The 21,170-nt window shown below is 67.3% G+C and carries 22 protein-coding genes, 1 pseudogene and 1 riboswitch; of the genes and pseudogenes, 8 read left to right on the forward strand and 15 right to left on the reverse strand.

Translation table 11 applies throughout. The features are described 5' to 3' along the window. Positions 1–11: 11 nt before the first annotated feature. The 8 genes from MRBLWO13_RS10630 to idi are packed head-to-tail and all read right to left on the reverse strand — an operon-like array spanning position 12 to position 7,938. A complete protein-coding gene (locus tag MRBLWO13_RS10630; RefSeq protein ID WP_341973950.1) occupies positions 12–2,195 on the reverse strand; it encodes an MMPL family transporter in 2,184 nt (727 codons plus the stop codon). 34 nt (positions 2,196–2,229) lie between these two features. Next, positions 2,230–3,126: a prenyltransferase gene (locus MRBLWO13_RS10635; protein ID WP_341973951.1), complete on the reverse strand. Its 897-nt coding sequence runs from the start codon at positions 3,124–3,126 to the stop codon at positions 2,230–2,232. Next, positions 3,123–3,449, reverse strand: coding sequence for a lycopene cyclase domain-containing protein (locus tag MRBLWO13_RS10640; protein ID WP_341973952.1), 327 nt, complete (start codon positions 3,447–3,449; stop codon positions 3,123–3,125). The genes MRBLWO13_RS10635 and MRBLWO13_RS10640 overlap by 4 nt, the downstream gene beginning before the upstream one ends. After that, positions 3,446–3,805, reverse strand: coding sequence for a lycopene cyclase domain-containing protein (locus tag MRBLWO13_RS10645; protein ID WP_341973953.1), 360 nt, complete (start codon positions 3,803–3,805; stop codon positions 3,446–3,448). Before MRBLWO13_RS10645 ends, MRBLWO13_RS10640 begins: the two co-directional genes overlap by 4 nt. Further along, a complete protein-coding gene (gene crtI, locus MRBLWO13_RS10650) occupies positions 3,796–5,415 on the reverse strand; it encodes a phytoene desaturase family protein (protein WP_341973954.1) in 1,620 nt (539 codons plus the stop codon). The genes MRBLWO13_RS10645 and crtI overlap by 10 nt, the downstream gene beginning before the upstream one ends. After that, a complete protein-coding gene (locus MRBLWO13_RS10655; RefSeq protein ID WP_341973955.1) occupies positions 5,412–6,335 on the reverse strand; it encodes a squalene/phytoene synthase family protein in 924 nt (307 codons plus the stop codon). Before MRBLWO13_RS10655 ends, crtI begins: the two co-directional genes overlap by 4 nt. After that, on the reverse strand, positions 6,332–7,420 hold the full coding sequence (locus MRBLWO13_RS10660) for a polyprenyl synthetase family protein (RefSeq protein ID WP_341973957.1): 1,089 nt from the start codon (positions 7,418–7,420) through the stop codon (positions 6,332–6,334). Before MRBLWO13_RS10660 ends, MRBLWO13_RS10655 begins: the two co-directional genes overlap by 4 nt. Next, positions 7,417–7,938 (reverse strand): isopentenyl-diphosphate Delta-isomerase, encoded by a 522-nt coding sequence (idi, locus tag MRBLWO13_RS10665; protein ID WP_341973958.1) that lies wholly within the window; start codon positions 7,936–7,938, stop codon positions 7,417–7,419. Before idi ends, MRBLWO13_RS10660 begins: the two co-directional genes overlap by 4 nt. An 82-nt stretch (positions 7,939–8,020) precedes the next feature. Between idi and MRBLWO13_RS10670 the strand changes: the two genes are divergently transcribed. Continuing rightward, positions 8,021–8,659, forward strand: coding sequence for a MarR family transcriptional regulator (locus MRBLWO13_RS10670; RefSeq protein ID WP_341973960.1), 639 nt, complete (start codon positions 8,021–8,023; stop codon positions 8,657–8,659). Positions 8,660–8,740: 81 nt separating this feature from the next. Here MRBLWO13_RS10670 and MRBLWO13_RS10675 read toward each other — a convergent pair whose 3' ends face one another. The 3 genes from MRBLWO13_RS10675 to MRBLWO13_RS10685 form a co-directional block, all read right to left on the reverse strand. Next, positions 8,741–9,085, reverse strand: a complete 345-nt coding sequence (locus tag MRBLWO13_RS10675; RefSeq protein WP_341973961.1) for an Lsr2 family protein — start codon at positions 9,083–9,085, stop codon at positions 8,741–8,743. 41 nt (positions 9,086–9,126) lie between these two features. Then, a complete protein-coding gene (locus MRBLWO13_RS10680; RefSeq protein ID WP_341973962.1) occupies positions 9,127–9,453 on the reverse strand; it encodes a multidrug efflux SMR transporter in 327 nt (108 codons plus the stop codon). Between the two features lie 9 nt (positions 9,454–9,462). Beyond that, positions 9,463–9,528, reverse strand: a riboswitch (guanidine-III (ykkC-III) riboswitch). A gap of 62 nt (positions 9,529–9,590) precedes the next feature. Beyond that, complete coding sequence (locus MRBLWO13_RS10685; RefSeq protein ID WP_341973963.1) at positions 9,591–10,445, reverse strand: LuxR C-terminal-related transcriptional regulator; 855 nt, start codon at positions 10,443–10,445, stop codon at positions 9,591–9,593. 110 nt (positions 10,446–10,555) lie between these two features. On the opposite strand from MRBLWO13_RS10685, the pseudogene MRBLWO13_RS10690 reads away from it, so the two are divergent. Then, positions 10,556–10,902, forward strand: a pseudogene (locus tag MRBLWO13_RS10690) (DUF485 domain-containing protein). Continuing rightward, positions 10,899–12,533 carry a cation acetate symporter gene (locus MRBLWO13_RS10695; RefSeq protein ID WP_341973964.1) on the forward strand — a complete coding sequence of 545 codons (1,635 nt, stop codon included), beginning with the start codon at positions 10,899–10,901 and terminating at the stop codon, positions 12,531–12,533. Before MRBLWO13_RS10690 ends, MRBLWO13_RS10695 begins: the two are co-directional and overlap by 4 nt. A 72-nt stretch (positions 12,534–12,605) precedes the next feature. Here the strand turns inward: MRBLWO13_RS10695 and MRBLWO13_RS10700 are convergent, their stop codons facing one another. Next, positions 12,606–13,133, reverse strand: coding sequence for a methylated-DNA--[protein]-cysteine S-methyltransferase (locus tag MRBLWO13_RS10700; protein ID WP_341973965.1), 528 nt, complete (start codon positions 13,131–13,133; stop codon positions 12,606–12,608). A gap of 231 nt (positions 13,134–13,364) precedes the next feature. On the opposite strand from MRBLWO13_RS10700, the gene MRBLWO13_RS10705 reads away from it, so the two are divergent. Together MRBLWO13_RS10705 and MRBLWO13_RS10710 are read left to right on the forward strand one after the other, a co-directional pair. Further along, positions 13,365–17,030, forward strand: a complete 3,666-nt coding sequence (locus MRBLWO13_RS10705; protein WP_341973967.1) for an AAA family ATPase — start codon at positions 13,365–13,367, stop codon at positions 17,028–17,030. Next, positions 17,023–17,220: a hypothetical protein gene (locus MRBLWO13_RS10710; protein WP_341973968.1), complete on the forward strand. Its 198-nt coding sequence runs from the start codon at positions 17,023–17,025 to the stop codon at positions 17,218–17,220. Before MRBLWO13_RS10705 ends, MRBLWO13_RS10710 begins: the two co-directional genes overlap by 8 nt. A gap of 66 nt (positions 17,221–17,286) precedes the next feature. On the opposite strand, the gene mscL is transcribed toward MRBLWO13_RS10710, so the two are convergent. The 3 genes from mscL to MRBLWO13_RS10725 are packed head-to-tail and all read right to left on the reverse strand — an operon-like array spanning position 17,287 to position 18,606. Beyond that, on the reverse strand, positions 17,287–17,697 hold the full coding sequence (gene mscL / locus MRBLWO13_RS10715; protein WP_341978349.1) for a large conductance mechanosensitive channel protein MscL: 411 nt from the start codon (positions 17,695–17,697) through the stop codon (positions 17,287–17,289). Between the two features lie 25 nt (positions 17,698–17,722). After that, positions 17,723–17,995: an FmdB family zinc ribbon protein gene (locus MRBLWO13_RS10720; RefSeq protein WP_341973969.1), complete on the reverse strand. Its 273-nt coding sequence runs from the start codon at positions 17,993–17,995 to the stop codon at positions 17,723–17,725. A 14-nt stretch (positions 17,996–18,009) separates the two neighbouring features. Beyond that, positions 18,010–18,606 carry a 5-formyltetrahydrofolate cyclo-ligase gene (locus tag MRBLWO13_RS10725; protein WP_341973970.1) on the reverse strand — a complete coding sequence of 199 codons (597 nt, stop codon included), beginning with the start codon at positions 18,604–18,606 and terminating at the stop codon, positions 18,010–18,012. A gap of 39 nt (positions 18,607–18,645) precedes the next feature. Here MRBLWO13_RS10725 and galU point away from each other — a divergent pair, with 39 nt between their 5' ends. From galU to MRBLWO13_RS10740, 3 genes are all read left to right on the forward strand, one after another. Then, positions 18,646–19,533, forward strand: coding sequence for a UTP--glucose-1-phosphate uridylyltransferase GalU (gene galU / locus MRBLWO13_RS10730; protein WP_341973971.1), 888 nt, complete (start codon positions 18,646–18,648; stop codon positions 19,531–19,533). A 22-nt stretch (positions 19,534–19,555) separates the two neighbouring features. Further along, entirely contained in the window at positions 19,556–20,185 is a 630-nt protein-coding gene (locus tag MRBLWO13_RS10735; protein ID WP_341978352.1) for a GNAT family protein, read from the forward strand. A gap of 113 nt (positions 20,186–20,298) precedes the next feature. Next, positions 20,299–21,144, forward strand: coding sequence for a hypothetical protein (locus MRBLWO13_RS10740; protein ID WP_341973972.1), 846 nt, complete (start codon positions 20,299–20,301; stop codon positions 21,142–21,144). Positions 21,145–21,170 lie beyond the last annotated feature (26 nt).

Consider the following 21,170-nt stretch of genomic DNA (forward strand, 5'->3'; position numbering starts at 1 on the left):
GCAGAATCATTCTAAAAGATCCCGCGACCGAGTTTTGACGGCCACCAGATGGCCCTCCCGATGTCATAGGCGAGTGCCGGCACCAGGAGGGACCGGACGATGAAGGTGTCCAGCAGCACACCGAACGCGACGATGAACGCGAGCTGCACCAGGAACAGGATCGGTATCACCGACAGGGCGGCGAACGTCGCGGCGAGCACCAGCCCTGCCGAAGTGATCACCCCGCCGGTGATCGCGAGCCCGCGCAGCACGCCTTCCCTCGTGCCATGGCGACGGGATTCCTCGCGCACGCGTGTCATCAGGAAGATGTTGTAGTCGATCCCCAGCGCGACGAGGAACACGAATCCGAAGAGGGGGACGGCCGGGTCGGCTCCGGAGAAGTCGAACACCCCGTTGAAGACGAGTGCGGACACACCCATCGCCGTGCCGAAAGAGAGCACCGTCGTGACGATGAGCAGCACCGGGGCGAGGATCGACCGCAGCAGCGCCATCAGGATCAGCAGGATGACGACGAGGATGACGGGAATGATGAGATTCCGATCGTGTATCGACGCGTCGTCGGTGTCGACCGCGGTGGCGGTCACTCCGCCGACGAGAGCATCGAGGCCCTCGAGCTCCGCGCGCATCTCGCGCACCGTGGACGCCGCGGCATCGGAGTCCGCGGCGTCTGCCAGTGTCGCCTGAAGCAGCACCCGGCCGTCGACCACGGTCGGATCCGGGGTCGGGCTCCCTGGAGGACCGAACGCGGTGATTCCCTCGTCCGTGACCGCCGCCGTACCGCTCGGTGCATCGGATGCGGTCACGGAGACCGCATCGACCCCGTCGAGCGCAAGGAGGATCTCGGCCGCATCCTGCAGGTCGGCCTCATCGGCGACCACGTACGCGGGACTTCCCGAGCCGCCAGGGAAGTGCTCCCCGAGCACCACCTGACCGTCTCGAGCCTCCGATGAGCCGAGCACGAGGTCCGATTGCGGCACACCGGAGGCATTGAGCTGCGTCACTCCGAGCGCCCCGACCAGGAGCACGAGCGTCGTCACGACCCAGATCGTTCGCGGACGGCGGCTGATCGCCGTGGCCAGTCGAGCCCAGACGCCCGTGGACGGCATCCCACGCTCGGCGGCAACGACGTCAGGCTCGAAGGACGGCCGGCGCGGCCAGAAGGCCGCGCGTCCGAAGAGCAGCAGCAGTGAGGGCAGCAGCGTCAGTGCGGACAGCATCGCGAAGACGATCCCGATCGCGGCGACGGGGCCGAGGGTGCTGTTGGATTTGAGGTCGCTGAGCAGCAGGCACAGCAGACCGGCGATCACTGTTCCGCCGGAGGCGACGATCGGCTCGAACGAGCCCTTCCAGGCCGCGGCGACCGCGGCACCCTTGTCGGACGTGCTGCGGAGTTCCTCACGGAAGCGCGAGACGAACAGCAGCGAGTAGTCGGTGGCTGCGCCGATCACAAGGATGAACAGGATGCCCTGTGTCTGTCCGCTGAGCAGCAGCACCTCCGCCTTCGCCAGCCACCAGACGACCAGCAGCGCCACGCAGAGCGCGAACAGGCTCGTGGAGAGCACGACGACGGGCAGGAGCAGAGAGCGGTAGACGAGCACGAGGATCAGAAGCACGGCGAGGAGGGCGACCCCGAGGAGCAGGCCGTCGATCCCCGCGAAGCCGGCGACGAGATCCGCCGTGAAGCCGGCGGGGCCGGTGATGAAGACGTCGACTCCTGCCGGTGCGGATTCGCGTAGCGTCGTCCCGAGCTCGGCGACGACATCACCGACGTCGGACCCCGAGGAGATCGGTACGAAGGCCTGCACCGCTTCGCCGTCCTCAGAGGGGAGCGCGGGAGAGACATCGTCGCCGACACCGTCGAGGGCGTCGACCGTGGCGAGAAGATCCGTGATGGCTTCGAGCTGGCTCTCGCTGAGAGCCGTCTCGCCGGTGAACACCACGATCGCGGGTATCGCATCCGAATCCGTGAAGTCGCCCAGCAGCTCCTGCACCTGGGTGGCGTCGGCGGACTCGGGCAGGTATGTGGTCCGATCGTTGGAGGAGACCTCATCGATCTTGCCGAAGAGCGGACCGCCGAACGACGCGCCGGCGAGCCACGCGAGGATCAGCACCGCCGGAACGAGCGCACGCAGCCAGGAACGGCTGCGGACCCGCTCTCGACGGGTGATCGGCGGGGCGGATTCGGGGGACGTCATCTCGGTCCTTTCGGGAGCGGGTGAAGGGATCGGGTCACGAGGAGAACCAGGCGAGGATCAGGAGCATCGTCGCGAGGAAGCCGACCACATAGTTGAGTGCGATGAACCGTCGCCACGCGACATTCGTGGCGGCGGAGGTATCGTCGGTGACGTTCCACCAGCGTGCGGTGTTCAGCAGGTACGGCAGCACCAGTGCTGCGGCGAGCGGTCCCGGCCAGGTCGTTGTCAGCATCAGGATGCCGGCGAGCAGCCACAGGGCAAGTGCCAGACGAACGGTGGCGCGGGCGCCGATCACGGTGGCGACGGAGCGGATCCCCGCTTCGCGATCCGGTCCGATGTCCTGCACGGCGCCGAAGGCGTGAGCGGCCATGCCCCAGAGGAAGAACGCGAGAAGCGTGGTCACCATGGCCACGGTCGGCTTCGCTTCGGCGAGAGCGAGTCCGAAAACGGCCGGGCTGACGAAGTGGATGCTCGAGGTCACCGAGTCCAGGAAGGGGCGCTCCTTGAAGCGCAGCCGCGGCGCGGAGTAGGCGATGACCGCGAAGATGCTGACCGCGAGCCATGCGGTGGACGCGAGATTCCCAACAGCGACGAGGAACACCAGAAACGGAAGGTTCGACAGCGCGGCGGCCCAGAGGGTCGTGCGATGCAGCCGCGGTGCGAGAAGAGCCCCTTCGATGCCGCCCTTGCGTGGGTTCGCCACATCGGATGCGTAGTCGAATACGTCGTTGATTCCGTACATGGCGAGGTTGTACGGCACGAGGAAGTAGAGGAAACCGATGACGAGGGTCGCGTCCAGTTCGCGGGTGGTCAGGAGATAAGCCGCACCGAAAGGGAACGCGGTGTTGATCCAACTCACTGGTCGTGAGGACAGCACGATCTGGGCGATGCTCCGACCGCTCCCGATCTTCATCGGTTCTTCGCGATTCATCGTTCCCGCCCCGATCTCCGTGATCTCCGCCCGAGGAGCACGACCCAGATGCTCGGAAGCAGCAGAACGGCAGCCAGCGGATAGGCGAAGTCCTCGATCGGGGCGAGACCGACATGCAGCCCGAGTAGCCGTGTCGGCGCGTAGTGGAACAGTTCGGCGGCGATCATCGCGCTGTCGAAGACGGCGGTGAGCAGAACGAGCCCTGCAGCGCTGATGACGAGGGCGGCCATCGACGGTCCCCGCGTGCGCGCCAGGAGCGGCAGCGCGGCGCCGGCCGTCGCAGCGACGGCCAGGAAACAGAGGGCGAGAGTCGAGTAGCTCACCGGGTGTCCCCGCGGCCGCGCGTCGTGTTCCGCGTCGCTGTCCGTCGACGGGCGAGCACCTTCACGGATCCGGTGTAGAGCACCATGGCGCACAGGACGAGGAAGAACAGGAACACCGGTTCCTCGAGAGGAAGGTGCGGAGCGAGGAGGACGCCGCTGGCGATGGCGCCCTCGCCCCGGAAGAAGATGCCGAGACTGATTCCTGCGACGTCCCAGGCGAGGAAGAAGGCGACGCCGATCGCAGAGACGATGGCGGCGGCCACCGGATCGCGCCAGAAGAAGAGACGGAATCGCCAGTCGAGCAGGAGCAGGCAGCCGGAAGCCCCCACCAGGAAGGCGAGGTAGATCAGGCCCATGGCTGCGCCTCGCTTCGTTCCCCGACCGGCACCGGCTCGGGAAGAGGGCCGCCGCTGTGATCCCCGCGCACGCGTTTGAGCACGAGTTCGGCGCTGATCAAGCACATCGGAACGCCGACGCCCGGCGCCGTCGTGGCGCCGGCGTAGAACAGGCCACTCACCCGCTTGGACGCATTCTGCGCTCGGAACATGGCGCTCTGACGCAAGGTATGCGCGGGGCCGAGCATCCCGCCGCGCCAGGAGTGGTGGTCGCGCGCGAAGTCGGCTGGTCCCTTGGTCTGGCGGACGACGATGCGCTCTCGGAGGTCGGGGATGTCCGCCCAGCGGGCGACCTGATCGATGGCGGCGTCGGCGATCGCCTCGACCGCCCGATCACCGGCGCCGTCGGCCCCGCCGCCGCCGAGGGAGACATCCGCCGGGACGGGGACGAGCACGAAGAGGTTCTCGTGGTCCGCCGGTGCGACCGTGGCATCCGTCGCACTCGGTCGACAGACGTAGATGGACGCAGGAGACGGCACGTGCGGCGATCTGCCGAAGATGGCGTCGAAATTGGCGGTCCAGTCGCGGGTGAAGAACAGTGAGTGATGCGGCAGCTGAGGCAGCCCGCCACGCACACCCAGCATCACGAGGACGGCGCCGGGACCACTGGTCCGCCGGCGCCACCAGCGTTCCGGATAGCTGCGCTGGGGTGCGGACAGCAACCGGGTCTCGGTGTGATGAAGATCCGCGCAGGAGACGACGATGTCGGCCGATTCCACATGCTCGTCGCCATGCGCATCCTGCCAGTGCACCCCGGTCGCGCGATGGCGTCTGCGGTGGCGACCGACCGGTTCGGTGTCGATGAGCTGCACTTCGGCCTGTGTCCGCACTGTCGCCCCCGCTTCGATGGCGAGCGATTCCAGTCGCTGGATCACCGTCCAGAATCCGCCCTGGGGGTACTGCACGCCCTCATCGAGATCGAGCGCGCTCATCAGGTGGTACATGGCGGGGGCCTGGCCGGGATGGGTTCCGAGGAAGACCGCCGGGTATCCGAGGATCTGCCTGAGCACAGGATGGGAGAACCGTCGCGCCGCCCAGGTATCCAGGCGCGTCAGGAGGAGTCGCGCGAGCTCAGGTACTGCGCGGAGGATCTCCGCTGTGGCGAGGGAGGACGCCCGGGTGAACGGATTGTAGAGAAAATGCTTCTCGGCCATCTCGCTCGTGTGGCGGGCAGAGGAGAGATACCTGCGCAGGGACGCGCCGGCGCCCGCCTCCATGTCCTCGAAGAGGCGCGAGACCGCCTCGGCGCCGCGCGGGATCGTCACCGCGCCGGCACTCGCCGCGTCGTCGGACGGCTCGCTGAAGACCCGATAGCCGGGATCCAGCATGGTCATGCCGAGTTCGCGCTCGGTACGCGTTCCCATCATGGCGAAGAAGTGGTCGAAGACGCGGGGCATCAGGTACCAGGACGGGCCTGTGTCGAATCGGAATCCGTCACGCTCGATCGACCCGGCCCGCCCGCCCACCTGGGCACTCTTCTCGAGCACCACGACCTCGTGTCCGTCGCGGGCGAGGAGACCCGCGGTGGCGAGTCCGGCGACGCCGGCTCCGATCACGACGACACGGCTCATCGACGGGGCTCCGTCCAGGTGCGAAGAACAGCCGCTGCGACCAGAAGGCCCTTCTGCGCGGCAGGCACACGGATGCGGCGGTGGTACAGCTCAGCGGCCGGCGTGCGTTCGATGCGATCGGTGAGGGCGGCGAACAACGCGAGCGCACTGCGCACCGCGGCGCGCGCATCCCGAGGCAGCAGGGGGATGGCGAGGCGCGCTCGATCGAGCTGCTCCCGGATGGTGCCCACCCACGCGTCGCGATCCTCGTCGGTGAGGCGACGGACGCCGGTGAGGTAACCGCGGCGGAGTCGCTCCGTGTCATCGGCGAGATCGCGGAGGAAATTGATGTTCTGGAACGCGGCGCCGAGCTGGCGTGCGCCGGAGCGCAACGTCTCCAGCGCAGCGGCATCGCGAACCTCCTCGCGCAGGAAGACTCTCAGGCACATCAGGCCGATGACCTCGGCAGATCCGTAGACGTAGCGCTGATGGGCGGAGGCGTCGTAGGCCGCGAAGGTCGAGCCGACGTCTGCGGAGGGCAGGTCGCTCTGCATCGAGTCGAAGAACGGACCGGTGAGATCCTCGTCGATTCCTGCATCGCGCGCGGTACGAGCGAACGCGTGCAGCACGAGGTCGCTGCTGTAGCCGTCGCGGATGGCGCGGTGGGTCTCTGTCCGGTAATCGCGCAGAGCGGCTTCGAGTGCCGGGGGAGTCAGCCCCGCCTCAGCGGCGACGCCGTCGACGATCTCGTCCGCGATCCGCACCATCGCGTAGATGTTGCGGACGTGACGTCGGTGCCGGGAACCGAGGAGCCTGGTGGCGAGTCCGAACGAGGTCGAGTACGTGTGAATCACGTCCCGTGCCGCGGTCTCCGCGGCATGGGTGAAGCGCTCCAGAGCATCACCGGTCGTGTCGGCTCCGGGAGAGTCATCATGTCTCATCGGCGTCGGTCCTTGATGCTCGCTGCGACGCGCCGGATCGCCTCGCGCGCAGGTCCGGGGATCTCCGCGCGCCCTGCAGCGTTCTCCAGAACGGAGTGCGCGGCGGCGAGCTGATCCTCGATGAGGCCGCGAGTGAAGGCCTCGGCGCCGCACTCGATCAGATGCTCACGAATGCGAGCGGCATCCCCTGGTGGCAGCTGCGGGTGCCCGAACCCGTGCTCGATGCGCGTCCACGCCCCCGTCTCCCTCGCGAAGGCGATGATCGCGGTCTCCTTGCCGGCGCGAAGGTCGGCATACGGGTCCTTGCCGTGGTCGGCATGGTCTCCGAACATCGAGAGATGGTCGTCCTGGAGCTGGTAGGCGAGGCCGAGGTGGCGACCGATCGTGACCATGCTCATCTCTACCGATGGATCTGTTTCGGCCAGGATGGCGGCCGCGCGGAGCGGGAGAGCGAACGAGTATGTCGCCGTCTTATAGGCGGTCATCGAGAGGATCGTCGTCAGATCCGGCGTGATCACGCCGTCGCTCAAACCGACATCTGTGTGCTCTCCCGCGACCGTTTCGACGATGGCGTGCTCGAGAAGATCGAGAAGCCTCCGACGCGTGCTCTCGGCGACCTTCGCGCGCGCGAATCCCAGGATCGCGGACGACAGCAGCAGGTCACCCATCAATATGGCGCCGCTGCGCGCCCAATGCAGGACGACGTTCTCCGCGGAGGCGGTCTCTGTGTGGAAGCCGGCCAGAGTGCCGATCAGATTGGGCCGGTGCCGCCGGGTCAGGTCGCCGTCGATCACGTCGTCGTGCAGAAGGAACGCGTAATGCAGGAGCTCGACGTTCGCGGCGATCTCGATCGCGACATCGTTCTGCCGGGGAGACTCGTCGGGGCTCAGCGCTCCGTGCACGTCGAGGAGCAGCCGCGGACGGATCAGCTTGCCGCCGAGGACGTGGTCCGCGGCGAGGCGCCAGAGCAACGCGAACTGTTCTCCGTACTCCTCGGCTGCGCTGCTGCGTTCCGCGAAACGTCGCCGCAGTGCATCCTCGACCGCGGAGTGCTGGTTCTGCGTCTTCGTGGCCGTCGCGCTCATGTCTGGTCCGTGCCCGACAATTGGGGCAACTGCTCCCTGAGCCAGGGAGTGAAGGCGAATGGTGCGCGCACGAGGGCCTCGGCCAGATCCTCTGCCTGCACCCACGCCCACTCGGCGACCTCGTCCGGGTTCGGCGACAGCTCGCCGTCGATGACCGCCACGTGTACGGGACAGATCTCGTTCTCGACGATGCCGCTCGCATCGACCGCCCGGTAGCGGTAGTCGGGGAGGACCAGCCGGATCGATGACAGGCTGATACCGAGCTCGTCCTGGGCGCGCCGCCGGACAGCGTCCAGCATCTCCTCGCCGGGGCGAGGGTGTCCGCAGAAGCTGTTGGTCCATACTCCCGGCCAGGTGCGCTTGCCCAGCGCTCGCCGGGTCACCAGCAGCCGTCCGTCTGCGTCCTTGACGTGGCACGAGAAGGCGAGGTGCAGCGGCGTCTCGGCGGAATGGACCTCGCTCTTCGGAAGGATGCCAACAGTGGAGCCATCGTTGGCAAGGAGGACCACATCATCCATCGCTATCCTCTCCTTCGGAATATTTAGCTAGCTTAGCAAGTAGTCACCTTAGCATGTAGCAATTCATGTGTAGCATGATGCCATGGAGAACGAGTCCGGCGCCATCCCCGATGCCGAGTCGCCGGCGCCCCGCGGCTCATCGGCCGGAGATCGGGACACCGTCGACGGGCTGAGCCACTCGAGCATCTACGACGTGGACGCCAGCGATCCTCGCAGCACCCTGATCGACAGGACCGGCGTTTCGCCGGAGGCGCTGCGGCAGATCGCGGCGCTCATGGGTGCTCTCGGCGAGCTGCGCGAAGCGGAGCAGCGATTGTCACGTGTGTCGAGGCGGTATATGCAGCTCAACGAGACGGACATGCGCGCGCTGCATTATCTGATCGTGTGTTCGAATCGCGCGGTCATCGCGACGCCAGGAGGTATCGCCCAGCACCTCGCCATCTCGACGGCTTCGACGACGAAGCTGCTCGACCGGCTGGAGAAGGGAGGGCACATCGCGCGGGCTCCGCATCCGACGGACAGGAGGGCGCTCGCCATCACGATCACGCCCGAGACCCGCCTCGCCGCGATGGAGACGGTCGGTCGTCAGCAGGCCAAGCGGTTCTATGCCGCGGCCCGGCTCACGGGGGAGGAGCGGGACGTGGTCATCCGGTTCCTCAGAGACATGACGGACGAGATCACGATCCGTGACGAGCCCTGGGCTCAGGACGTCACACCATAGGGCGACGAACACCGGTTGTGTTCAGCACCTCGGCGGGCGACGGAAGTGCTCAGCGCGCGGATGCGTCGATGTGCGCGCGTCTCAGTGTGCGGCGTTGTACGCCTCGACGATAGGCGCCGGAATACGACCGCGCTCGGAGAGCGTGTGACCGTTCGCCTTCGCCCACGCCCGAATGGCGCTGACCTCAGGATTGCGTCCGGCGCGCTTTCGCGGACTCGAGGACCTGGCAGAGCTGGAACCCCCGGCCCGACGACCCGCCGAGATGTACGGCTCCAAGGCGCTGCGCAATTCCTCACTGTGCGTCGCATTCAAGTCGATCTCGTAAGAGGCGCCATTGAGTGAGAAATGCACAGTCTCGCCCTCGCCGACCTCCAGGACCGTTCCGTCGATATCGTCGACCAGCTGGTGCACAATTCTTCTTGCCATGGAATTGACCATACCCGGCAGCCGGAATTACGACAAGAAACCTATTCGTGGCCGGGGTCGATCAGCTTCAGTCCGACGATGCACCCGACGAGTCCGAGCAAAAGCAGGATTCGCATCCAGGAGATTTCGGTGTCGCCGGTGATCATCGCCCAGATTACGGTGAGAGATGCGCCGATTCCGACCCAGACGGCGTATGCGGTTCCGGTGGCGATCTCGCGCATTGCGAAGGCGAGTCCGAACATCGATGCGGCGAGGCCGACGAAGAAGATGACGCTCGGCCAGAGTTTCGTCAGGCCTTCGGATTTGCCGAGGGCGGTCGCCCAGACGGCTTCGATGACACCGGATGCAATAAGAATGATCCACGACATGGTGATCCTCCGGACCAGTCTTGTCGCTTTCCGGGTACTGGCCTGCCTCGTCCGGGATCGGGAGGACCGATCTGCTTCCACCATAGCGAACGCGCCTGATCAGGGACTGTGCAGTCGGCCCGACCCGTGAGAGGTGATCAGGGCAGAAGTCCCGCTCGCCGGGCTTTGGCGACGGCGGCGTGCCTCGTCGAGGCGTCGAGTTTCGACATCGCCGTTCCCAGATACGCCTTCACCGTGCCCTCACGGAGACCGAGCTGGCCGGCGATCTCCGCGTTCGTGGCGCCGAGCGCCGCGCACGCGAGCACGTCGGTCTCACGGGGGGAGAGCCGCACCGTCGGCAGCGGACCCGTGCGCGGGGTCGGGCTGTCACCGGCCAGGGTCACCAACCGGTTCTGCACGTCTGCGATCCGCGCGCGCAGCGAGGAGTCATCCACGGCGGCCGCGATGCTGCGCAGCTCGGCGAAGCTCTCACGGAGCTCTTCCCGTTGGGAGGGAGCGACCAGCTGCGCGCCGGTGGTGAGACGAAGGCGCCGATCCACTTCATCGCGGATGCGCAGCTCGTCGGCGACGGACTGGGCGACCTGCATGGCCGGTGCGGTCGTCACCCCGCCGGGGGGAGCCTGCTCCCAGGTGCCCGCGTAGAGCACTCCACGAGGACGACCCGCGACGATGATCGGAACAGCCAGCAGCGTGCTCAGCCCCTCGCCGAGGACGAAGACGTCATAGTCATGGGTGATCTGCTGCGAGGAGCGGTAGTCGCTCGTCATCCGTGGGCGCAGCTCCATCATCGCCCGACCGCCGAGGCCGCGTTCCGGCCTCACACGCAATCCGTCCAGGCTATGGGTGCGGTTTCCGACGATGCTCGTGATGCTCACCACGCCCTCGTCGATGAGGCCGCCGAAGGTCACGGGAAAGCGCGTGCGCCGGGAGAGTTCCCGCACCGCACGGTCGACGAGGTCGGTCTCTGATTCCCCAGCGCTGGTCGTGCTCACGGCTACCTACTTTCGGGGGTGACGGCATTGCCCCCCGTTTCGTAGCGTCGACCCTACCACTCGTGCGGAACTGTGCCGTACGAGCTCCGAACATGTGGCAAGGAGGCCCCATGAGCGACCGAAGCATCGCCGAATCGGCAGGCGAGATCGATTACATCGCCGTCGAAGAATCATCGAGATTCAAGTCCCTCAAACGCACGCAGCGTTCATTCATCTTTCCGCTGGCCGCATTCTTCCTGATCTGGTATTTCGCGTATGTCCTTCTGGCGGCATTCGCGCCGGAATTCATGGGGCAGCGAGTGTGGGCGATATCACCATCGGGTTGCTGCTCGGTCTGGGGCAGTTCGTGACGACCTTCGCCATCACGATGGGATATGTGGCTTTCGCGAACAGGAAGCTCGATCCCCTGGCGCAGGAGATCCGTGAAGACCTCGAGAAGGCGCAGGCCGGAGCATGAACATCATCCACACCGCCACGACCGTCGTCGCCGAGAGCAACCCCGTTCTGAACATCTCGATCTTCCTCGCGTTCGTCGCCGTGACGCTGTTCATCGTCATTCGCGCCAGCCGTAACAACAAGACGGCGGCCGATTACTACGCGGCGGGCCGTTCATTCACCGGCCCGCAGAACGGCTTCGCGATCGCGGGCGACTATCTGTCTGCCGCATCCTTCCTCGGGATCTGCGGCGCGATCGCGATCAACGGCTACGACGGGTTCCTCTACTCGATCGGCTTCCTCGTCGCCTGGCTCGTCGCGCTGCTGCTCGTCGCCGAGCTGATGCGCAACACCGGCAAGTTCACGATGGCCGACGTGCTGTCGTTCCGACTCAAGCAGCGCCCGGTACGCGTGGCGGCCGCGATCACCACTCTCGCCGTGTGCTTCTTCTACCTGCTGGCTCAGATGGCGGGCGCAGGAGGGCTGGTCTCGCTTCTCCTCGGAATCGACGGTCGCGTGGGGCAGTCCATCGTGATCGCCGTCGTGGGCGTCCTGATGATCGTCTACGTGCTCATCGGCGGCATGAAGGGCACGACCTGGGTGCAGATCGTGAAGGCCTTCCTGCTCATCGGCGGCGCGATCGTGATGACGATCTGGGTCCTGGCCATCAACGGGTTCAGCCTGAACACGCTCCTCGAGGCCGCTGTCGCGAATTCCGACAAGGGCGATGCGATCCTCGCGCCCGGGTTGCAGTACGGTGCGAACCCCTGGGACTTCCTTTCGCTCGGCATGGCGCTCGTGCTCGGAACGGCGGGGCTCCCGCACGTGCTGATGCGCTTCTATACGGTGCCGACGGCGAAGGAAGCGCGTCGGTCGGTGGTCTGGGCGATCTGGCTGATCGGCGGGTTCTACCTGCTCACCCTCGTGCTCGGGTACGGCGCTGGAGCACTTGTCGGCGCAGAGGTCATCGCGAATGCGCCGGGCGGGGTGAACTCGGCCGCTCCGTTGCTGGCACTGCACCTGGGTGGTCCGCTGCTGCTCGGATTCATCTCGGCCGTCGCGTTCGCCACGATCCTGGCGGTCGTCGCGGGACTGACGATCACGGCCGCGGCGTCGTTCGCGCACGACATCTATGCGAACGTCATCCAGAAGGGCAGGAAGGATGCCGCAGGCAACCCCGTCGAGGCAGACCCGAACGGAGAAGTGAAGGTCGCCCGCCGCACGGTCATCGTGATCGGCATCCTCGCGATCCTCGGCGGTATCGGCGCGCAGGGGCAGAACATCGCGTTCCTCGTGGCGCTGGCGTTCGCGGTGGCGGCATCGTCGAACCTGCCGACCATCCTGTACTCGCTGTTCTGGCGGCGCTTCACGACCCGCGGTGCGGTGTGGAGCATGTACGGCGGCCTGGGCTCGGCGATCCTGCTGATCGTCCTCTCGCCGGTGTTCTCCGGGACGCCCACCTCGATGATCCCCGGGGTCGACTTCGCGATCTGGCCGTTGAACAATCCGGGCATCGTGTCGATCCCGCTCGGGTTCTTCCTGGGCTGGCTGGGGACGGTCACCAGCACGGTGAAGGAGTCTCCACAGCTCGCTGCCGAGATGGAGGTGCGCTCGCTCACCGGCTTCGGCGCGGAGAAGGCGGTGGATCACTGATCCGCGCCGCGGCTTGAGAACGAGCACGCGGACCCCGGCGGCCTACCCGCCGGGGTCCGCGTCGTCTCGGGATCAGCGACTGGGCGTGGTGGCCGCCTCCAGATCGAGGAGGTACTTCTTGCGCTCCGGGTGCGCGCCGTAGTGTCCGGGGGTGCCGTCGGAGCGCACGACCCGGTGCACCGGCACGATGATCGAGAACGGGGTGAGCCGGCATGCGGTACCGACGGCGCGGGCGGCCCCGGGATGGCCCGCCACGATCGCCACCTCGCCGTAGCTCATGGTCTCGCCCCACGGAATCTCGGAGATGACCCGCAGCGCGGCCAGCGGGAATCCCTCAACGAGCCGCCAATCCAGGCGGAGATGCTCGTCGAAGCGGACGGGCACTCCCTCGAAGTAGTCGTCGAGCAGATGCGCGAGCTCATCGGCGGCACCGGGGTCTGCCTGTGGCACCGCGTGCAACTGGCGGGAGACGTCCTCCAGCAGCCACGGCACCGATGGGTCCTCCGACTCGGAGAGATCGAAGCGCACGATCCCCTCGTCCGAGAACACCGCAAGGGCATCACCGAACGGGGTCGGTGCGAAGTCGTAGCGGAATGTCATGCCCCCATACTGACCGCCTGCACCGACTCCTCGGAGCGGCGAAGGCGGGAACCGGGGACAACCTCGCTTCGGGCGTTGTCGTGCAGGAAGAGTGCGGAGAGGCTGTTCAGCGGCATGAATCCGGGAGAAACCCGCCAGGGATACAGCTTCACCCTGGCTTGCGCGCCTAGGGTGTGTGGTGTGTGGCGACGTGAAGAAAAGTCTGCGGATGGTGCAGCGACGGAGGCCGCGGTGACTCTCGGCGAGCTGCACGGGTCGCCGACAGGCGTCGGTGTCGCGCACGCAGCCGAGGCCGAGCGTACCCGCCTGCGCGCGGAGGCCGCCGATCTGGGCGGCCCTTCTCCGCTGATCACCTACCGCGACAGCCCGGAGTCCGGGATCGACATCTCCAAGGCGCACCCCGGAAGCCTGCCGCAATTCATCACGGGCAAGTCGACTCTGCTGTCGAACCTCTTCCGGGATGAGGTCGGTCTGCGCACGGCGCGCCTCGCGGCAGAGCGGATCACCGCCAAGAACACCGAGCTGCGCACCGTGCGCGGGATCGAGGCCGTGCACCTCGCGGTCGGCGTGGCGCAGTGGCGCATCGGCGGCGCGGATTTCGCCGCACCGGTGCTGCTGCGACCGCTGGCGATCCGCCGTCATCATTCCGACTTCGAGCTCAAGCTGCAAGGAGCCTTCGAGGTCAACCCCGAACTCATCCGGATCGCCCGCGAGCACTTCGGGATCACGATCGATGCCGCATCTCTTGCGGCGCTCGCCTACGACGGCGGAATCTTCAAGCCGCAGCCGGTGATCGACAGCCTGCGTGGGACCACGCGCTCGATCGACACCTTCTCCGTGCAGCCGCGTCTGGTCGTCTCGACGTTCGCCGACGTGGGCGGCGCGATGGCGCGAGACAGCGGGAGCCTGGATTCCACCGTTCTCAATGCCCTCGCCGGCCACGTCGACGACCGCGAACAGGTGTCGGCGCCCCGCGCCGAACCGCACTACACCGGGCCTGATGACCGCGCTCCGGCATCCGACAATCTGCTGCTCGATGCCGACGCCGAGCAGGAGGCGGTGCTGTCGCGGATCGCGGCCGGCCACTCGCTGACCGTGGCGACGCTGCCAGGCACCGGCGGCACGCAGACCGTGATCAACGCACTCGGTGAACTCGTGCGCGGGGGCAAGCGAGTGCTCGTGGTCTCCGCGCGGCGCTCGACGCTCGACGGCGTGCGGCACCGCCTGGCCGGCATCGGGCTGGACAGCCTGGCGGTCTCGCCGGCGAGCGTTCGCCGTGATCTGGTCCGGGCGATCGTCCGGAACGAGAAGGCCACCGCCCCGAAGGTCGGCGAGGTCGATGATGCGCTGGTGCGCCTGCGCACGGTGCTCCGCGACTATCGGAGCGCTCTCACGGCTCCCGTGCCGGGTCTGAACGCCTCGGTCCTGGAGGCGACCAGGCAGCTCACCAGGCTCGCCTCGTTGCCGACCCCGCCGTCCACGACCGCTCGGCTGGGAACGCATGCGCTGCAGCGTCTCGCCGGTGATCGGAGCGCCGCAGCCGGGATGCTCGCCCAGGCCGCACGCCTCGGGGAGTTCCGGTTCGGGCCCGACGATTCCCCCTGGTACGGGGTGTCGTTCGCCAGCACGGAGGCGGCGCGTGCGGCTCACGATCTGGCCGCACGTCTGCACTCGGACAGCGTTCCCGCCCTCCTCGAGCGCGGCTACGAGCTCATCGCGCAGACGCGCATGCGCCCTTTCGCCACCGTCGACGAACTGGGGGAGTACCTGCGGTTGCTGCAGGGAATCCGGGATTCGCTCGACCGGTTCAGCCCGACGGTGTTCGAACGTCCACTCGGCGAACTCATCCAGGCTCATGGCTCACGCCGGGATGCCCCTGGCATGTCCGGAGCGAACCGGCGCAGGCTGCGCCGTCTCGCCAAGGAGTATGTCCGCCCGGGCGTGCACATCACCGAGATGCACGAGGCGCTGCTGCGCATCCAGACCCAGCGCACGCAGTGGCAGCGCTGTGTCGACGCTGGCGTCGCGCCGGAGGTGCCGCTCGGCCTCGCCGATGTGTACGTGGCCTGGCAGCGTGTCGAGGCGGAACTCGCTGAGCTGGATGCGGCGCTCGGACGGCGGGAGCCGCTCGCCTCGCTGCCGGTCGCTCGCCTGGTACGGACGCTCGCGGGGCTCGCCGCCAAGTCGGATGTCTTCGACAACCTCGTCGAGCGCTCGGAGCTGCGCGAACAGCTGGCCCTGCTCGGTCTGGAGCCGTTGCTCGCCGAACTCTCGATCCGTCACGTCTCCGAGACGCGGGTCGGGGATGAGCTGGAGTTCGCGTGGTGGCAGTCGCTCCTCGAACGGGCGCTGCAGGACAATCGAGCTCTTCTCGGCGCCAACACGGCCGTGGTCGATCGACTCGAGCGCGACTACCGCCTCGTCGATGAAGCCCATGCGGCGATGTCGGGTCCGCTGCTCGCCTGGCAGCTGGCGAGCCAGTGGAAGATCGCGATCGTCGACGAGCCGCAGGAGTCCCAGCATCTTCGTCGGGCGCTCACCCAGCCCGACGCCAGCACCGCGCAGATCGTCGCGTCGGCGCCGACGTTGGTGGACGTGCTCGCTCCCGTCTGGATCTCTTCGCCGTATCTCCTGCCGGAGATCCCGGACTCCGTCGAATTCGATACGGTCCTGCTCGTGGATGCCGCCGCGATCAACCTCGCCGAGGCTGCTCCGGCGATCCGGCGTGCACGTCAGGTCGTCGCTTTCGGCGATCCGGTGACCCAGCGGCCGTCCCGGTTCGACGTCGCGGTCGATCCGGGGGAGGACTGGGAGCACGAAGTCCCCTTCGACGAGGTCTCGGTGTTCGAGCGGCTCTCCGAGTTGCTGCCGGTGATGACGCTCACGCGCAGCTATCGCGCCGGCGGCGAAGATCTCGCCGAGCTCATCAACGACGCCTTCTACGGCGGCGAGATCGTCTCGCTCCCGTGGGCGGGTTCCTATCTCGGGCGAGGCAGCCTGACCGTCGACTACGTGGAGCGCGGCGTCGGAGCACCCGATCCGATCTCAGGCGCGGTGGAGAGCCCGGATGCCGAGGTCGCGCGTGTCGTCACGCTCGTCGTCGAGCACGCCGTGCACCGGCCTGCCGAATCGCTGATGGTGGTCACGGCCAGCATCCGCCATGCCGAGCGGGTGCGTGCCGCTGTCACCTCCGCGTTCGCCGGTCGTTCGGATGTCGCCGAGTTCGTCTCCCGCGACACCGCTGAACCGTTCGCGGTGCTCACGCTGGAGGAGTCCGTCGCAGAGAGCCGCGATCGAGTGATCTTCTCGCTCGGCTACGGTCTGACGAAGCACGGCCGAGTGCTCAGCGACTTCGGGGATCTGTCCACTCCAGACGGCGAGCGACTCCTCACCGTCGGGATGACACGCGCGCGCCGCTCCATGGTGCTGGTGTCGTCGATCCGCCCCTCGTCGTTCGACGATGGACGCCTCGAGCACGGCGCCGCGACGCTGATGTCGATCCTCGGCGGCCTGGCCACGCGCGGGCGGGAGGCGCGCCTGGAGGATCTCGCCGATCCCCTCACGCTCGCACTCGCGCGGGAACTGCGCCGCCTGGGCGCCTCGGTCGATGTGGACTACCGCGGTCTGCTTCCGCTGGTCGCCCAGCACAAGGGCAAGGCCGTGGTGATCGAGTCCGATCCGGAATCGCGCGGCGAATCCCTGCGGGAGACGCTGCGGCTGCGCCCGCAGGTTCTGCGTCGACTCGGCTGGCATTACGTCCGGGTGCACGCCTTCGACCTGTACAGCGATCCGGCCACGGCGGCGACGCGGATCGCCGGCATCCTCGGCATCTCGGCCCAGGCGCAGCGTGCCGACACGGACACGCAGCCGATCGACCTCGATCCGCGCGATGGGTGACGAGTCCCGTCAGCGGATCGTCCGGGTGCCCGGTTCGCGACGTGCTCGCCTCACACCGGCGCCGGGGACGGACCCCGCTCCGGATGTCGCGACCGATTCGACCGCGAAGGATGCGGCGGCATCCGCTTCTCGTGCCGCGAAGGGTCCGAACGACGATCGCCTGATCCAGGACATCCCCCCGCACTACTGAGCGGGGAACGGAAAAGCCCCCGACTCCCGAAGGAGCCGAGGGCCTCGAGGCCAGATTCCGTACGCGTCAGCTCGACGCGGTGTTCTTGCGCAGCGCGTCGCGGATCTCGATGAGCAGCTCCTGCTCGGTCGGCAGGGTCTCCTCCTCGACGGCGGGGTTCTTTGCGGCCTGACGCTCCTTGTACTTGTTCATCGGGATGACGAAGACGAAGTACACGACGAGTGCGACGGCGAGGAAGCTGATGATCGCGCTGATCAGCTCGCCGACAGGGAACGTGACATCCTGCCCGTAGATGCCCTTCATGATGATGCCGACCTTGCCCGTCGCATCCGCGTTGAAGAACAGCGAGACGAACGGCGTGATGATCGCAGACACCACGGCGTTCACGATCGCGGTGAAAGCGCCGCCGATGACCACGGCGACGGCCAAGTCGATGACATTGCCCTTGGTGATGAACTCTTTGAATCCCTGGAACACGGAAACCCCCATGAAGATCGTGACCTCAGGAAGAGGCCGGAGCCGATGCGGGCGCCGGTTTGGCGCTCGTCGACGATTCCGACTTCGATGATGCCGAAGCATCCTTCGATCCGCCGGTATTGCTGCGCGAGTCCGTGCGATAGAAGCCGGAGCCGTTGAAGGTCACTCCGATCGACCCGTACTGCTTGCGCAGCGCACCGCCGCACTCGGGGCAGATGGTCAGCGCGTTCTCCGCGAAGCTCTGCACGGCGTCGAACTTGTGTCCGCACGACGTGCAGGCATAGGCATAGGTGGGCATGGTGTCCTCGCGGTTCAGTGTCGCGACGGCGACAGGATCAGGGTCTGCGACGGGGTCACGACGCCGGTCACCGGCTGGTCGTGCACCTCCCGCGGCAGCGAGTCGAGTATCTCGGAATCATAGATGACGGCGTACACGGGTGGGCACTTCTCCATCGAGCCGATGGTCTTGTCGAAGTATCCGCGCCCCCAGCCGAGTCGCATGCCGCTGCGATCCACGGCCGCAGCGGGGATGATCATGAGGTCCACATCGTTCACGGCGATCGGGCCGAGAACCTCGCCGGCCGGCTCCGGCAGACCGAACATGCCCTCTGCGATCTCGCCGTCGTCCGTCGCGATCGCCCAGTCCAGCAGGCCGTCGGCCCGGGTCACCGGAAGCAGCACGCGGATGCCGCGTCGCACCGTTCGCGCGACGAACTCCCGGGTGCTCGGCTCGTTCGTCGTCGACAGGAAGCAGGAGATAGAGCGGGCATCGGCGTCGTCCACGAGCGCGTCGAGCCGTTCGCCGATCGCGGCTGCCGCGGCATCGCGCTGGGCGGCGGAGAGGAGCTGGCGTCGTTCGCGGAGTTCAGCACGCAGTGCGCGCTTGGCATTCTCAACGTCGTTCGACATGCCCCCGAGTCTACGCGGCGGTCCCGGTAGGCTGAGTGGATGCGAGTCCAGAAGATGAAGGCAGTCATTCCCGCGGCCGGCCTCGGAACACGATTCCTCCCGGCGACGAAGGCGATGCCGAAGGAGATGCTGCCCGTCGTCGACAAGCCGGCGATCCAGTACGTCGTCGAGGAAGCGGCGGATGCCGGCATCAACGACATCCTCATCATCATCGGGCGCAACAAGAACGCGATCTCGAACCACTTCGACGCGGTCCCCGAGCTCGAGGTGAAGCTCTTGGAGAAGGGCGACACCGGCCGGCTCGAGCGCGTGATGAAGTCGAGCGACCTCGCCGACATCCACTTCGTCCGTCAGGGCGAGCCCAAGGGCCTCGGCCACGCCGTGCTCCGTGCGCGCAGTCACGTCGGCGACAATCCCTTCGCGGTCCTCCTCGGCGACGACCTCATCGACGAGCGCGACCCGCTGCTCACCACGATGATCGAGGAGCATGAGCGCACCGGCGCTGCGGTCATCGCGCTGATGGAGGTCGACCCCGCCAACATCCAGATGTACGGTGCTGCAGCGGTCGAGCCGATCGAGGGCAGTGATGCGGTGCGCGTCACGGGGCTCGTCGAGAAGCCGGCTCCCGAGGACGCGCCTTCGAACCTCGCCATCATCGGCCGCTACGTGCTGCCTGCTTCGGTGTTCGACATCCTGGAGCGCACCGAGCCGGGCAAGGGCGGCGAGATCCAGCTCACCGACGCGCTGCAGGAGCTTGCGGCGGACCCGAACGGCCCCGGCGTCGTCGGCGTCATCTTCGGGGGGCGGCGCTACGACACGGGTGACCGAGTCGACTACATCAAGGCGATCGTGCAGCTCGCATCCGACCGGGAAGACCTCGGGCCGGAGCTGCGGCCGTGGCTCAAGGAATTCGCGGAACGCCTCTAGGCGGCCCAACGGCGTCATGCTGATGGATCTGGCGGTGGGAATGCGGCACGGTCCGGTAGAGCTGCGTCTCGTGCGCACCCGTGACGCACGCGCGCTCCAGCATGAGCTGCTGAGCAACCGTTCCTGGCTGCAGCCTTGGGAGGCGACGATTCCCTACGGGTCCGTGTCCTTCGACATGCGACTCAGCATCCGTCGTCTGCTCCAGCAGTACCGGGACGGCGCCGGGTATCCCTTCGTGATGGAGTACGAAGGAGAGATCGCCGGGCAGTTGAACGTCTGGGGCATCGCCCGCGGTTCACTGGCGTCGGCGACGATCGGCTACTGGGTGAGCGAGAGGTTCGCGGGCAAGGGGATCACTCCGACCGCGGTCGCTCTGGCGACGGATGCGTGCTTCGTCGAGTACGGCCTGCACCGGATGGAGATCTGCATCCGCCCGGAGAACGTCGCGAGTCTGCGCATCGTCCAGAAGCTCGGCTTCCGTTACGAGGGTCTTCGTCGCCGCTTCATCCACATCGACGGTGACTGGCGCGATCACTATGCGTTCGCGCTGACTCGCGAGGACGTTCCGCAGGGAGTCCTCGCCCGATGGCTGAACGGGCAGGTGCCGGCCGACGCGGCGACCATCCCGCCCACCGATCGCCTGGCTCGCTGAGCGGGATCGACCGACGCGTTCACTCACGCGCATCGGCCCGAATACGGGTTCTGGCCGCGACACGCGCCGGGACTGACCGGGCAGGCGGGGTCCGGTCGCTTACCGTTGACCGTATGGATGGGCCGGTGCTGAGCGGGGGAGTGATCGTGCTCGTCGCTGTGCTCCTCTGGATGCTGTACCTGCTGCCTTCGTGGCGTGGACGCTTTCAATACAACGCGGCGGAGCGCAACGCCGTACGCCTGAATCAGGCGCTGCGCGTGCTCGCCGAGACGAGCGAGACTCCCGGCGAGGTGCGGCTCGAACTCAACGCGCGCACGGCGCTCGCCCAGCAGAAGCTCGCCAAGCGCGTGCAGGCGGAGAAGGAATCAGCCGAGCTCGAGGAATTGCGCCGCGAACTCGCGGCGACGCGAGCCGATCCTGCGGTGCGACAGGCGCGAGTCAGACGGCGCGTTCGGGTGGCAGCGACCACCACGCTGCTCGTCGGAGCGTCACTGGTGGGGCTCGGCGTCTGGCAGGTCGTCGCAACCGGAGCGCAGATGCTGCTCTGGATCGGCGGTTGCACCGTGGTGCTGGCCGGCGTCGCACTCCAGCAGATGGCGGCGGTCGCGTCACGTGCAGCCCGTCGGTCGGTGCCCAGGCCCATCGCGGCCGCTCCCCGCGTCGCGCCGCCGTTGCACGACCAGGGACGGGCGAGCTGGACGCCGCGGCCCTTGCCGGAGCCGCTGGTATCGGTTGCAGGTTCTCGAGCTCAGGCAGCCCGCGCTGAGATGGATGCGCAGGACGAGCGTCGTAAGGCGGCGCGGCTGGCGGAACTCCGCGAGCGGGCGGAACGCATGGCGCGACCTGCACCGCCCCAGATCCCGGCGGCGACGTCTCCTTATGCGCGGATGGGCTTCGTAGATGACGCGGAGATCGAATCGCATGTCCGCGAGATGCTCGCTCGTCGGGCCGCAGGCTGAACGGATCTTCGGTCCGGTCGTGGCGT

Origin of the sequence: Microbacterium sp. LWO13-1.2, from assembly GCF_038397725.1 — a bacterium.
Classification (GTDB): domain Bacteria; phylum Actinomycetota; class Actinomycetes; order Actinomycetales; family Microbacteriaceae; genus Microbacterium.